This window comes from Lactobacillus sp. W8093, assembly GCF_016100925.1.
In the GTDB taxonomy this organism is placed as follows: domain Bacteria; phylum Bacillota; class Bacilli; order Lactobacillales; family Lactobacillaceae; genus Lactobacillus; species Lactobacillus helsingborgensis.
On record NZ_JACFRL010000005.1, the window covers coordinates 76,815 to 90,094 of the forward strand.

Consider the following 13,280-nt stretch of genomic DNA (forward strand, 5'->3'; position numbering starts at 1 on the left):
TTTATTCATTATACCGAACAAATAAAGCTATTTTGAAGTATAAAGTCTTATCATAATCTAGGTAAAATAATAATTAGAATTTTAATTTATATAAATAATTATATGGATTATGAAGGAGATAACGAAAATGAATAGTCATTTATCTAATCAGGCATTAAAAAATTATCGAGATGCGTTTGAAATTCTTTCAAATTCACAAAAAAATGTGGACAAAAGTTGGTATATGGATATTAGTAAAAAAGGGAATACTACGGGTCTTATTTGGCACTTCACTGATATTAATAACATGGCCAATATTCTTTCTTTTTCAAAAATTGGATCAAAGAATTATTGTCGTACAAATAATTTATCAGTAAATGACAATGCCTCGACACTTGTAAATGAATCACTGACCAAAAAATGGGTTCATGACTATGCTCGCTTCTATTTACGGCCAAAGACTCCGACGCAGTACCGTAATGAAGGAATTTTTGGTGAGACAGGAGAAAAAAATAAACGATTATTAAGAAACGGGGAATTATGGGTGAAAAGGCCAGCCCATTTACCAGTACCAATTTTTATTACCTTTAGTTTGAAACATTTTCTGGAATTAGGTGGTTTTGTAACTAAAAGAAGTTTGGCAGGCAGTAGTATAAGTGAAAACTTTATAGATGAAATAGATAAGGACTTATCAAGTTTAAAGCAGAATATTACTGATATCTATGATGATTATAACAGCAAAAATTATATTAAACAGACAGAATTCATTATGAAAGATTATTTGAAATTTTCTCCTGGAGATATTAAAAAAATATATGTTCGTACTGAAATTGAAAAACTTTCTTTACTGACAATGTTATCCGAACATAATGCTAAACTTTTCAGTAAAAAAGAACAACATGAAGAAATTGATATTGATAAGTATAAGGATAAAATTGTTGTCAAACCTGATTTGTTTTTCCATGATGCTGGAATGCTAGTCACTAAGAAAAATGTTCAACCTACTTCACATACAATGTATCCAAAGTGTTTAACTAAGGTAGAAAAAAATGATAAAATAACTAAGCCTTCTACCTATACTTACACTAAAAAATGGAACAACGGCAAAAGCAAAGGAATGTTTAATGTTACGGTAAATAACTTAAAGAGAACCGAAGTTTTTGTCAATGATATTAACAATGAAAAAAAGCTAGTTGGCGTTTTTCATGATCCTGATTGGATTTTAGACGTCAATAAATGGTCTAAAGGAGATAATAACAGATATTATTCTAGGATCTATCATAATAATAAATATTTTACAATTTATCGTAAGGTTGGCGAAAATGATTGGTATTGTAAAGGAAAAGACGATCAGCCAATAGATTTCTTGAAACCGGAAGAAAAAGAAATTTTAAAACAAGTTGAAGAAAGCTATAGTATAAAAGATATAGAAAGCTGAATTTAATGATTATTTATACGGATGAAAATTTATTTTTATCTCCAGCACAAACTTTAGTTAATACAGTTAATACAGTTGGAATAATGGGTAAGGGCTTAGCAAAAGAATTTAAAAAATACTACCCCGATATGTATAGAAAATATCGTTATTTGTGTCAAAATAATAAACTTAAAGTAGGTCAATTGCAGCTTAGCAAAGAAGAACCAGAAATATATCGCAAAAAAGAAACTGGTAATTACAGGTATCGGTGGGTTTTAAACTTTCCAACTAAAAAAAATTGGCGGTATAAATCAAAAATTGAGTATATAGAATTGGGTCTAGAAAAGTTTGTGAAAGATTATCAGAAAAAAGGCATCAAATCAATTTCTTTTCCTCAATTGGGTATAAAAAATGGAGGATTATCGTGGGCTGATGTAAAACCAGTAATGGAAACCTATCTAAAAAAAGTTGATATACCTGTGTATATTCATATTTATCATCCTGATAGTGAAACAAATAATAGTTCTAATTTGAAAAAAATAAAAGAAAATTTAAATAATAGACACGATGCTTGGGAAGCGAACCCCTATTTAGATTTGAAAAAGCTAAAGGAAAATAATCAAATAAATTGTGACGGCATTGTATTACCTGATTCTATGCTATATAAAAAAGATGTTGCTTTAGAAAATATAAAAAAGCTATCCGTAATGGATCAAAAAAATTCAAACTTAATTTGGTTACAAAAGGATACGAAGAATAAATCAAGCAAAAAGGGAGAGCAAATGAATCTTTTTTAAAAGTTATGAATATAAAATAATTATATTTATTAAAATATCGTTAATTAAGTATTTAAGCTAAGGCCTTTTGTTTCTTAGTTTCCAAAACTTTAAAGTCATGTTGAATAGGCTGTGTGATTTTAGTGGTTGTCTCAGAATCCAGAACAAATTTGGTCATTGTTGGGCAATCTTCAGGCTGAATGTATAAACTTCTATTGGAAACGTCATATCCTGCCCAGTAACCAGAATAATCACATTTATTCTCACCTTCGTGAAGATGCTCTAATCCTCGTGGAATCATGACTGATTTAAAGACGTTATATAATTGCGGAATTCCTTGATCAGAATGAAATGGTGCTAGGAATTTAGAAATAAATGTTCCCCGAACAAAACGCGATGGTGCGGTATAATCTCCAGGCAATCCTAATAAACCTGACCCACTTTCTATTTGTTTAATGTCTAGTTGATCGGTAATCTGGTGATGACCTAAATTATGGTTAGTTAATTGCAGGTAATTACGCAGATTGTCAAGATGCCAAGGATATTCCGGACTATTGGTCATTACACCGATACCGTCGTAAATTTTGAATGCGCCGTTATTAATCGGTTCTAAAATTACGCTCTTACCATTGGCGTCACTGAAAGTGTAATGCATTGGAATTGGTGTAGGGATGCCGGTGTCTGCATCCTCCCAATCAGGATAGTTGGTCTTTTCTTGACCCAAATGCTTGAATGCTTCCTTAATTTCAGCAATACTGCCAAAATTACTTAAGACGTAAGCAACTACTTCTTCACCAATTATCGGTTTTAATCCGCGCTTTTTAAGATTGGCTACTGAATCCCAAGAGGATTCTTCTAAGAATTGAGCATCTCCGACAATACCAGCGCTATTTATACCATCGTTAAAGAAAAGTGAGTCATTGACATTAATCCCCATAAAAGGATATTTGGTAGTCCAGCTTTGATGCAGTCCGTTCAATTCATAATTAGCGGGAAAAGTAGTCATTTTACTATCTGCACTGGGTTTAAACGGATCAAACGTAAAATCCATTGTGCGTCCCCAAAAAACGTCACCACTATCAGACTTAATCGCAATAGTCGTACACATAATCATACCTCCTATAATCTTTCCTTTTTAAGCGTAATTTAATTTTATCATCTATTTAATATGTTGCTTAAAAAAATACCTTTATTTATGAATAATCTTATAGTTAATGAAGTAAAAAATTATGTGAGTTATTCTAGGTTTGACTGCCAGTTAAATAATGCAAAGACTGTAAAAAGCTGGTAATTTACATTATTACTACTGCATAGTTTGGAAAATGCGAAATTAAGGAGATCTTGTTATTTAAAAGAATAAAGTTTTAGCAAATGATAATTTATTGCAAAAATCTCTCCCTGCTGGTTAGGCTAACTGATTTACACCATAATAATGAAAAAAACGAAGTTTTTTATTAAAAATTTCGTTCTACTATCTGATATGAAGGAGAATGATATGACAACTGTCAAAAATATAGCTGTAGCAAACCACCAACCTATTTTGCATAATTTTACGTAGCTTATTGCAATTGAAGTACTCACAGGGAACTTGACTTATTTGCATAAAATGCCCCAATATACTTTTCATAATGGAATTTTGGTAGTTAGAGGGGGAATTATTCTACTCCTAATATTAGCTCAAATAGTGGTCTGAGTTCTGAGCAATAATAATGGCAAAATAAAAGGGTGAAACAAAATGCTTCACCTCTTTATGATCACAGATTTGACTTTATAAGCTGTCTTGAATATTCTCAGCCAAATAATCATATAACATTCCAGCCTTTAAATCTTTGGTATTAATGCCAAGCGCCTCAGCAATTGCATAAGCAAACGCCCAAGCAGTTGCGGGGCCGCGACTGGTAATGATCTTATGCTGATCATCTGTAACAGTTATGTTTTCTTTAAAATGTCCGCTAGGAGCATCCTTTTTTGTTTGTTTGTCAAAGCCAGGGTAACAGGTGTAATCGGCATCAGCTATAACGCCATAACGGGCCAGAGCAATAGGGGCGGCACACATTGCAGCATCCCATTTGCCTTCTTCATGCCGCTTAACCATTAAATCCGCGAGCTTTTCATTATCACGCAAATTTTCTGCTCCAGTCGCACCACCAGGGAACGCCACTATATCATAGTCAAGTAGACTTTCATCAACTGTTTTGTCACAGGTAAGTTTGATGTTATGAGCACCATTAACAGCAGTGCTATTTAATCCGACCATATCAGCTTGAACGCCAAGACGGCGCAACACATCAATGATACTTAGTCCTTCAATTTCTTCACAGCCATCGGCAAAAACTACAGCTACTTTTTTCATTTGTTTTACCTCACAATCCTTTTCTTTTATTATAAACTAGCTTAATTCTAGGTAAAATAATAAATCGCTTAATTTATTTAAATGTAATGTTGGGTGCGGGCTAATAGGCATTTTTACTTTCTTAGGCGCTAGCCAGAGTGACTGTATTTTGGCATTCTCTGCAGCCTGAATTTCATCTGCTAAATCAGTTCCGATTACTAAACTAGTTGCGGACATCAAGTTTTGTTTCTGCAATATGGTGGTCAAAACTTTTTTATGTGGCAATTTTTCCGTAAAGTCATCTTTAAAATAAGCAAACGGAAAATAATTTACCAACTCTGTGTTTTTCATACGCTGCAATGCTACTTTTTTGTTCTCTTTTGCCAGCAGAATTAGTTTGACCTTGCCGTTAACTTTATCTAAAAATGGCAATACTTCTTTATTCAAACGATTTTGTTTTTGTAATTCTTTGATAAAAATCTGCCGTGCAGCTTGCCAATTTTCATGAAAAAATGTTTGTAAAATTAATCGTATGCGGTCTTCAAAGCCAAGTAACTTATTGTTTTCTTGCACAGAATTATATTTTAAACGTTCACTGGGACCAAAATCTCTGCCAGTTGACTTTAAAGTTTGCTTTAATGCATTTTGTTCAGCAATCTTTTCATCTAATAAACTGCCCTCAAGAATAAAAATTAATGTTTGAAATTTTGCCAATTTTAATTTCCTTTCTCCCAATACCTATCTGCATTATAGCGATCTACTATAACGATTTAAAGTAGCTCATTAAAATCAAACTTACGGGGTTAATGATACTTTTGCGGACAAACCGTTATTTAAAACATCAGCTGAGGATTAACCAATATCATTTATGTGTTCTAAATAAAAATTCGCCAAACATGTTTTTTACTTCAAACATCACTAAAAAACATAATTTTATAATAGTTAGTCATTGCTTTTTTATACAAATATGATACTATTTAGATAAACATCTAATTAGATGTTTATCTAAATAGAAAGGAAAAGGAACTAATGTGAGTTTTGAAACTAGTTTTAAAGCATTGTCCGATCCAGTGCGTCGCAAAATATTGCAGCTTTTAAAAAATGGACCAATGTCGGCAGGAGACATTGCTAAAAATTTTAATATGACAAAAGCTACTATTTCCTACCATCTTAATATGCTGAAAAAGGCTGATTTAATTGAAGAAGAACATGAAAAAAACTTTATTTATTATTCGCTAAACACTTCTATTATAGAAGAAATTATGAGTTGGCTGGTTGATCTGAAAGGAGATCATGATGAAAAAGAATAGTATTCGTCAAACTGAACTAATCTCGCTTCTGCTAATTTTATTTCCAGTTTTGACCGGAATATTTTTATATAATCGTTTGCCGCAAAAAATGGCTACACACTTTGGGATGACTAATATGCCAAATGCTTTTAGCAATAAATTATGGGTCATTATTGGTCTGCCTTTTTTGGGAATTATTCTTCAAGTAATGGTATTTTTGATCTTACGCAATCAAAAAGAAACCAAAAATCTTGATTTTAAGATAGTTAATATTACGCTTTGGCTTGTTCCTGTTATTACTAATATCGTAAATCTGTCACTTTATGCCTATGCACTGGGTCATAAAGTAAAAGGTTCCTTTATACTTAGTGCTTTTTTGGGCCTGTTCTTTATTATTTTTGGTAATTATTTACCTAAAGTTAGTCCCAATCGTTTCGTTGGCATTAGACTACCATGGACTTTGCGTAACTCGACTAATTGGCACAGAACGCACCATTTTGCTGGATGGCTCTTTTTCATCAGTGGCATTGTTTTGCTTTTGACCTCTTATTGGGAAATGTATTGGATTGTTATCGCTGTCGTAATTATAGATATTTTGTTAATAACTTGTTATTCTTATTCGCTTAGTAAAAACGGTTATTAAAACGCGTAGCATAATTTAAATATGAAAAAGCTCCACAATGAGAGACTGAAATCTATATTGTGGGGTTTTATGTTTCTTAATCATTTTAAAATAGGTGTAAAAGTAGTAAAACTAAAGTTGGTAATAAAGTTCTAAGTAAGAAGAACTGTTGTTTTTGATATATGTCACCACTGTCTAAAATGGCAAATAAGATAGGTTAACTGTTTTAGATAAATACGAAAAAAGCTTTATCACAAAAACTTTTTGCGCTGCAACATTGATTAGTCGTGGGTATGTATATTAGTCATTTTGGTATGGATATTTTACATACACTTCTTGTTTGCTACATCCATGTTTCTATTGCGGCTCTAGCTTTTATTTAAGCAGGGTATTTCATTTATAAGGCATATATGTTATAGTTTAAAGCACGTTATAATAGAAAGGGGAATGCAAATTGGCAACAGAAGTTTATTTTGTACGCCACGGTGAAACAATGTTTAACCAACTAAACAAAGTTCAAGGATGGTGTGATTCTCCTTTGACTGTCAAGGGCATTAATGACTTGAAGATAACTGCACAGGCGTTAAGCCAGGTGCATTTTGACGATATGTATTCTTCCGATTTAAAGCGTGCCATAGATACTGTACACCTAATGAAAGCTGCTAATCAGGTATCAGAAATAGGTAAAATTAAAAAGTTACCGGAATTCCGAGAAGTATTTTTTGGTTCCTTTGAAGGTGATGACATTGAAGAAACCTGGAAGCAGATTGCCTTAGCAGCAGGTATTGGTCCAGAGACAGATGTAACGAAGATTATTAATCAAGTTGGAATATACGAATTTCGGGAAGCCACTAAAAAGGCTGATCCTCGTCATTTAGCTGAAAATAAAAAAGAACTTGATGAACGAATGGTACGAGCAGTTAGCGTGCTACATGAGTTAGCAGCAGGTGACAAGAGAATTTTGTTAGTTTCGCACGGAGATTTCATTAAAACATTGGCTATTAAATACTGGAACCAGAGCGATGGTTTACATGACATCATTTTTCCTAATAATGGCAGTGTTACCCGTGGTATACTCCATGAGAATGGTGATTTTGAAATTGTTGATTATAACGTTGATGCTGAAAATATGTGAAGTCCTGCATAATAGTAGGACTTTTTTGTTATTAAGACTTGAAGGGAAAAAAGATGAAGGATCATACAACAAAGCGGTATGCTTACGTCACGGCACTAAATATTATTATTACAGTCGCTGAATTTATTGGTGGCTTTGTTTCAGGTTCATTGTCGCTGTTATCAGATGCGGTCCACAATCTGAGTGATGTAGGTGCTATTGTCATTTCATTTATTGCACATGTTATTAGCAATAGAAGCAGGAATAAGAAGAAGACCTTCGGTTATGATAGAGCAGAAACGCTAGCAGCTTTTACTAACGGTATAATTTTAATTTTAATCAGTATTGCTTTATTTATTGAAGCAATTGAACGGTTTTGGCAACCGACCGAAATTAGTGGCGGAATTATGCTTGTTGTTTCTATTATTGGACTTCTTACTAATGTTGTTTCAATGCTGGTAATGAGACAAAGTGGTCAAAAGAATTTAAATGTCCGCTCTACTTTCGTTCATATGTTAAGCGATGCCCTGTCTAGTGTAGCAGTTGTTATTGGCGCCATTTTTATTTACTACTGGCACATCAGCTGGATTGATCCGTTAATGACTTTATTAGTATCTATTTTTGTCTTTCATGAAGCTTTTGAAATAACTGGTAAAGCTGCCAATGTTTTAATGGAATCTAATCCAGATATTGATTTAGACGAAGTAAATCGGATTGTCTTGTCTTTTCCTGAAATAAATAATATTCATCATGTTCATGTGTGGCGTTATAGCGACCGTTATGTCATGCTTGACGCACATGTCAATGTTAATCCCGATTTAACAGCTGGAAAATTCGAGCAATTAACGCAACAAATTAGTTCTAAGTTAAAAGATTTGGGAATTAATCATATCAACTTCCAAGCAGAGTGTAACCGTGGAAAAAATGATAAAATGATTGTAACTGATCGTAGTCGTGAGTAGCTAGGAGAAAAAATAATTTTGAGAGTTAGTATTTTTACTGCAGTGATCGTGTTGATAGTTGGACTTTATGACATTGCTTATGCTTACAACCGTCGATATCGCAATCATAACCATGGTGCTACACCCTTTATGGTGTTGGGCATAATTTTTACAATTAGCGGATTGGTCTTAATAGTAATGCACTGGGTGAAGTGAAATGGTAAAGTTGGTGCTTTTGAGACATGGAGAAAGTCTTGCCAATAAGGCAAATGTCTATACTGGCTGGAATGATGTTGCTTTGACTGCAAAAGGCCGAGCCCAAGCTGAAGCAGCCGGTAATTTAATAAATCTGATACCACAATATGACCCTACGCATATTCATACTTCGGTTTTAATGAGAGCGATTGTCACCGCAAATATCGTAGCGGATACCTGTCATTTTTTATATTTACCGCTTACCAAGACTTGGCGTCTAAATGAAAGACATTATGGCAATTTACGGGGAATTAATAAAGAAGAATCGAAAAAAATTTTTGGTAAGGAGCAGGTATTAGAGTGGCGACGTGGTTTTTATGCAATTCCACCTGCAGGCAAAAAAGTTAGCTCCAGACGATATGCCAGTTGTGACTATCACCTGTTACCACGTGCTGAAAGTCTTTATCAAACCCAACTTAGAGTGTGGCCCTATTATCAGGATCACGTTGCTAATAGACTAAAAATGGGAGAAGATCAATTAATTGTGGCACATGGTTCAAGCTTGCGTGCATTAATCAAAAAACTAGAAAATATCAATGATCAAGATATTATAAAATTAGAAGTACCCAATGCGGAGCCTATCATCTATACTTTCAATCCGCAATTGGAAATAATTGATAAAAAGATTTTACATTGACTTTGGTTCTTAGTAAGGAATTTTTCAGATGTATGTTAAAATTTATTACGATATCATTTGAATTATCATTCTTAGTTTGGAGTAGAGGAATGCGTAAAATATTTTTATTACGAGGCGCACCAGGCTCCGGTAAATCTTCTTTTATTTCTCGTCATCACTTACAGCCATATGCGATTAGTCGTGATCAAATTAGATTGTTATTGGCGAATTTAACCTATTACTATGAAGAAGATACCGATTGCTTACATCAAGTAATTCCGCGTTATGCGAATGAACGCACGGAGCAAGTGGTGGATTACCTTGTAGAAGAAAAGATGAAACGTGGCGAAACGGTCATAGTAGATAGTACGCATATTTTTCCTGAGAATATTGAGCATTATCAGCCGTGGATTGAACGTTATCGTTACGAATTATTTGTTGTTGATCTAATGTACCATAAGAGTTTGCGTAATTTGCTTAATCGCAATGAGATTCGCAGGCAATACGATTGGGTTAAGCCGGGTGTCATTAGAGAAATGTACTTATCATATCAGGATAATTTAACACTGCCGGAATGGGCACACGTTATTACACCTAATCAATTAGGTAAGGCACTTTCGCAAAAGGAAAGTAATTTAGATCATTTTGCACATGTAGTAGCAGTGCCAGACAAGGTTGCGGAAGAAGATTTTCCCCATGTGCATATTTCTAACTTTTATTTTTCTTTTAACGATCTTTTTACTGAAAAATATGGTACTTACAGAAATGTTGTGACAATTGGTAAAACTCAAGATGAAGTTGTTAATCAATTTCGGTTACCGTTTTTTGTATTTAAATTTCATCACAAGCACTTTTTAATTTCGGCATATCCTATTAGAAATGAAATGCTTGATCCCATTAAAAAAGTAAAAAGTGTTTGGTCCTATTCGACGGGGCTAGTCAATCCCGCTGACTTTTTGGAGGTATTTCCCCAAAGTCAGCCGCAACATGTACACCAATTCAATCTAAGCAAATTACAACCTGACAGGTTATTGCATATTTGGTAACAACTATGAAAAGAGTTTCGGAAAACCGAAACTCTTTTTAAATATTGGGAATTTCCTTTCAAACATTGCTGGTGAATTATAATGAAGTATAATTGAATTGTCAGTATTTTGATAGCGCTTTTAGAAGGAAATGAATACAAATGAAGATTGAAGAACTTAAGCAAGAATTTAGTAATATCTATCATCAGACACCTACTGGCTGTTATTTTTCTCCCGGAAGAATTAACTTGATTGGCGAACATACTGATTATAATGGTGGGCACGTTTTTCCATGTGCCATTTCTTTAGGAATTTATGGTGCTGCTAGTCCTCGTGATGATGAAAGATTTTGTTTTTATTCAGCAAACTTTGCCGATATGGGAGTAGTTGAAACGGACCTCCATGGATTGAAGTTTGTTAAAGAAGATTCTTGGGCTAATTATGCTAAAGGCATGTTACACTTTATGCTTGCTAGTGGCGCCAAAATTGAACATGGTTTAAATATCTATATTAACGGTAACATTCCTGATGGTGCGGGACTATCTTCCTCTGCTGCCTTGGAAATGTTAATTGGCGTAATATTGCAAGATCAATACCAGTTGTCTTTTGCCAAATTAGACATTGTGAAAATGGGTGTTAAAACCGAAAATGAATTTATCGGTGTTAACTCTGGCATCATGGATCAATATGCGGTGGCTATGAGTAAAAAGGATCATGCCATTTTGCTTGATACTGATAAAATAAAATCCGAATTAGTACCTTTAGACCTGAAAAATAATGTGATTGTCATTATGAACACTAACAAAAAACGTACTCTGGCAGACTCAAAGTACAATGAACGCAGGACTGAATGCGAAAAGGGTCTGCGATTTTTGCAGGAAAAACTAGACATTAAATCATTGGGAGAGTTAGATGATTTAGTGTTTGATGAAAACAGTTATCTTTTGCCAAACGAAAAATTGCTTAAGCGTTGCCGTCACGCAGTCTGGGAAAATGAGCGTACTTTAAACGCTGAAAAGGCACTACAAAAGGGTGACTTAACTGAATTTGGTCACTTAATGAATGCTTCGCACGTTTCTTTGGAATATGATTACGAAGTAACCGGTAAAGAGCTAGATACGTTAGTGCATACCGCATGGAAACAACCTGGTGTTCTAGGAGCACGTATGACCGGAGCCGGTTTTGGTGGGTGCGCCATCGCACTAGTTGCTAAAAATCGGGTAGAAGACTTTCAGAAACAAGTCGCAACCGTATATAAAGAAAAAATAGGCTACCTACCTTCATTTTATATTGCAGAAACTGCTGACGGTACGAAAGTTTTACGATAAACGGGATTTGAGATGGGTAAAAAGAATTTAGTTGAAGAATTTATCACACAAATAATTGCTAATAGCGCTTTTACTGAACTTGATCGTATTTATTTGCGTAACAGAATTTTGGCGCTCGTAGGCGATGAAGCGCTGAAAGTTGAAACTACGAGTGACAATCTGCTTGATCTGAAAGACGAGTTAATTGTTGCTGCTCAGAATAATGGGTTAATTGCAAACAGCAATTCTGCTTACGATATCTTGGGCGCACAATTATTGAATTTTATTGTACCTAGACCAAGTATAGTGAATCAAAAGTTCTGGGAAAGTTACCAGCTTTCACCACAAAAAGCGATCGCTGATTTTTACCAAATGAGTAAAGCAAGTGACTACATTAAGACTAGAGCTATTGCTAGAAACATATATTTTACTGCGGGAAGTAAATACGGTGATCTGGAAATTACAATAAATCTGTCTAAGCCTGAAAAAGACCCTAAAGACATTGCCGCTGCCAGATATAAAAAGACTGTTTCATACCCACAATGTCAGTTGTGCATGGAAAACGAGGGATATCTCGGACATAGCAATTACCCTGCTCGGACAAATCACCGTGTTATTCGCTTTAAGCTCGGAAATGAAACTTGGGGCTTTCAATATTCTCCTTACGCCTATTTTAACGAACACTGTATTTTCTTGGCACCTGTTCATGAAAAAATGAAGATAAGTGAACAGACTTTTGTAAACTTACTGGAGATTGTCAGCAAATTTCCTGGTTACTTTGCCGGTAGCAATGCTGATTTGCCAATTGTCGGAGGTTCGATTTTAGCGCATGAGCATTACCAAGGGGGAAGACACAGTTTCCCAATGGAAAAGGCGCCAATTATTAAAAAACTAAGTTTTGCTGGTTTTAGTGATATAGAAGCTGGCATAGTCAAATGGCCTATGTCTGTGATTCGGTTACGTGGTCAAAACCCAAAAAGCATAGTCGAATTAGCAAACAAGATCTTGCGCAAATGGCAAAATTATAGTGATGAAAAGGTAGATATTCGGGCATTTACAGAGCACATTCCCCATCATACAATCACGCCAATTGCGCGTTTACACGGCCAGACTTATGAGCTTGATCTAGTTTTACGTGATAATCAAACTTCTGCCAAATATCCTGATGGCATTTTTCACCCGCATCCCGCTGTGCAACATATCAAAAAGGAAAATATCGGTTTGATTGAAGTAATGGGTCTGGCAATCTTTCCACCACGATTAAAACCTGAATTACTTGAGGTCAAAAAGTACTTACTCGACCAACCTAATGATATTGCCCCAATGCATCTTGACTGGGCTCGTCATATTAAGACTAAATATCAAATTAATAGCGCAAACGTTAAGCAAATTTTGCAGCGAGAATTAGGGCTAGTCTTTGCTCATGTCTTGGCAGATGCCGGTGTTTTCAAGCAAACAACAGAGGGCGAAGCAGCCTTTATGCGTTTTGTTAATGCAGTAGGGCTAAATTAAGTTTCCTATAGTAATTGAAATAATTTTTTATTAATACAGGCTGTATTAATCTTAAGATAGATAAAAAGCACTGAGAAATTTTTCTCAGTGCTTTT

Annotated in this window: 14 protein-coding genes; 11 read left to right on the top strand and 3 right to left on the bottom strand. The window is 34.6% G+C overall.

What is annotated here, in order from left to right:
* Nucleotides 1-127 precede the first annotated feature (127 nt).
* The gene (locus H3T47_RS04640; protein ID WP_158593329.1) at nt 128-1,417 is read left to right on the top strand and encodes a DarT ssDNA thymidine ADP-ribosyltransferase family protein; all 1,290 of its coding nucleotides are present in this window, start codon (nt 128-130) and stop codon (nt 1,415-1,417) included.
* Nucleotides 1,418-1,422: 5 nt separating this feature from the next.
* The gene (locus H3T47_RS04645) at nt 1,423-2,193 is read left to right on the top strand and encodes a macro domain-containing protein (protein ID WP_109918656.1); all 771 of its coding nucleotides are present in this window, start codon (nt 1,423-1,425) and stop codon (nt 2,191-2,193) included.
* Nucleotides 2,194-2,245: 52 nt separating this feature from the next.
* On the opposite strand, the gene H3T47_RS04650 is transcribed toward H3T47_RS04645, so the two are convergent.
* The 3 genes from H3T47_RS04650 to H3T47_RS04660 all read right to left on the bottom strand — a co-directional run bounded on the left by H3T47_RS04650 (nt 2,246) and on the right by H3T47_RS04660 (nt 5,218).
* The gene (locus H3T47_RS04650; protein WP_199282695.1) at nt 2,246-3,280 is read right to left on the bottom strand and encodes a linear amide C-N hydrolase; all 1,035 of its coding nucleotides are present in this window, start codon (nt 3,278-3,280) and stop codon (nt 2,246-2,248) included.
* 660 nt (nt 3,281-3,940) lie between these two features.
* Nucleotides 3,941-4,525, bottom strand: coding sequence for a DJ-1 family glyoxalase III (locus H3T47_RS04655; protein ID WP_199282696.1), 585 nt, complete (start codon nt 4,523-4,525; stop codon nt 3,941-3,943).
* A gap of 36 nt (nt 4,526-4,561) precedes the next feature.
* On the bottom strand, nt 4,562-5,218 hold the full coding sequence (locus tag H3T47_RS04660; protein WP_199282697.1) for an HAD family hydrolase: 657 nt from the start codon (nt 5,216-5,218) through the stop codon (nt 4,562-4,564).
* A gap of 317 nt (nt 5,219-5,535) precedes the next feature.
* Between H3T47_RS04660 and H3T47_RS04665 the strand changes: the two genes are divergently transcribed.
* The 9 genes from H3T47_RS04665 (at nt 5,536) to galT (ending at nt 13,185) form a co-directional block, all read left to right on the top strand.
* On the top strand, nt 5,536-5,814 hold the full coding sequence (locus H3T47_RS04665; protein WP_199282698.1) for an autorepressor SdpR family transcription factor: 279 nt from the start codon (nt 5,536-5,538) through the stop codon (nt 5,812-5,814).
* Complete coding sequence (locus H3T47_RS04670) at nt 5,801-6,436, top strand: SdpI family protein (protein WP_199282699.1); 636 nt, start codon at nt 5,801-5,803, stop codon at nt 6,434-6,436. The genes H3T47_RS04665 and H3T47_RS04670 overlap by 14 nt, the downstream gene beginning before the upstream one ends.
* A gap of 433 nt (nt 6,437-6,869) precedes the next feature.
* Nucleotides 6,870-7,550 carry a histidine phosphatase family protein gene (locus tag H3T47_RS04675; RefSeq protein ID WP_199282700.1) on the top strand — a complete coding sequence of 227 codons (681 nt, stop codon included), beginning with the start codon at nt 6,870-6,872 and terminating at the stop codon, nt 7,548-7,550.
* 53 nt (nt 7,551-7,603) lie between these two features.
* Nucleotides 7,604-8,491 (top strand): cation diffusion facilitator family transporter, encoded by an 888-nt coding sequence (locus H3T47_RS04680; RefSeq protein WP_199282701.1) that lies wholly within the window; start codon nt 7,604-7,606, stop codon nt 8,489-8,491.
* Between the two features lie 18 nt (nt 8,492-8,509).
* Entirely contained in the window at nt 8,510-8,686 is a 177-nt protein-coding gene (locus H3T47_RS04685; protein ID WP_222711717.1) for a hypothetical protein, read from the top strand.
* Between the two features lies 1 nt (nt 8,687).
* Nucleotides 8,688-9,362 (top strand): 2,3-diphosphoglycerate-dependent phosphoglycerate mutase, encoded by a 675-nt coding sequence (locus tag H3T47_RS04690; RefSeq protein ID WP_187159705.1) that lies wholly within the window; start codon nt 8,688-8,690, stop codon nt 9,360-9,362.
* 89 nt (nt 9,363-9,451) lie between these two features.
* Complete coding sequence (locus H3T47_RS04695; RefSeq protein WP_199282702.1) at nt 9,452-10,387, top strand: AAA family ATPase; 936 nt, start codon at nt 9,452-9,454, stop codon at nt 10,385-10,387.
* 140 nt (nt 10,388-10,527) lie between these two features.
* Complete coding sequence (locus H3T47_RS04700; protein WP_199282703.1) at nt 10,528-11,694, top strand: galactokinase; 1,167 nt, start codon at nt 10,528-10,530, stop codon at nt 11,692-11,694.
* Nucleotides 11,695-11,706: 12 nt separating this feature from the next.
* Nucleotides 11,707-13,185 carry a UDP-glucose--hexose-1-phosphate uridylyltransferase gene (gene galT / locus H3T47_RS04705; protein WP_199282704.1) on the top strand — a complete coding sequence of 493 codons (1,479 nt, stop codon included), beginning with the start codon at nt 11,707-11,709 and terminating at the stop codon, nt 13,183-13,185.
* The last annotated feature ends 95 nt before the right edge of the window (nt 13,186-13,280 follow it).

What these genes read in the sequence shown, in the direction of transcription:
- H3T47_RS04640 (WP_158593329.1), top strand. Translation starts at nt 128, where the DNA reads ATGAATAGTCATTTATCTAATCAGGCATTAAAAAATTATCGAGATGCG.
- H3T47_RS04645 (WP_109918656.1), top strand. Translation starts at nt 1,423, where the DNA reads ATGATTATTTATACGGATGAAAATTTATTTTTATCTCCAGCACAAACT.
- H3T47_RS04650 (WP_199282695.1), bottom strand. Translation starts at nt 3,280, where the DNA reads ATGTGTACGACTATTGCGATTAAGTCTGATAGTGGTGACGTTTTTTGG.
- H3T47_RS04655 (WP_199282696.1), bottom strand. Translation starts at nt 4,525, where the DNA reads ATGAAAAAAGTAGCTGTAGTTTTTGCCGATGGCTGTGAAGAAATTGAA.
- H3T47_RS04670 (WP_199282699.1), top strand. Translation starts at nt 5,801, where the DNA reads ATGAAAAAGAATAGTATTCGTCAAACTGAACTAATCTCGCTTCTGCTA.
- H3T47_RS04680 (WP_199282701.1), top strand. Translation starts at nt 7,604, where the DNA reads ATGAAGGATCATACAACAAAGCGGTATGCTTACGTCACGGCACTAAAT.
- H3T47_RS04690 (WP_187159705.1), top strand. Translation starts at nt 8,688, where the DNA reads ATGGTAAAGTTGGTGCTTTTGAGACATGGAGAAAGTCTTGCCAATAAG.
- H3T47_RS04695 (WP_199282702.1), top strand. Translation starts at nt 9,452, where the DNA reads ATGCGTAAAATATTTTTATTACGAGGCGCACCAGGCTCCGGTAAATCT.
- H3T47_RS04700 (WP_199282703.1), top strand. Translation starts at nt 10,528, where the DNA reads ATGAAGATTGAAGAACTTAAGCAAGAATTTAGTAATATCTATCATCAG.
- galT (WP_199282704.1), top strand. Translation starts at nt 11,707, where the DNA reads ATGGGTAAAAAGAATTTAGTTGAAGAATTTATCACACAAATAATTGCT.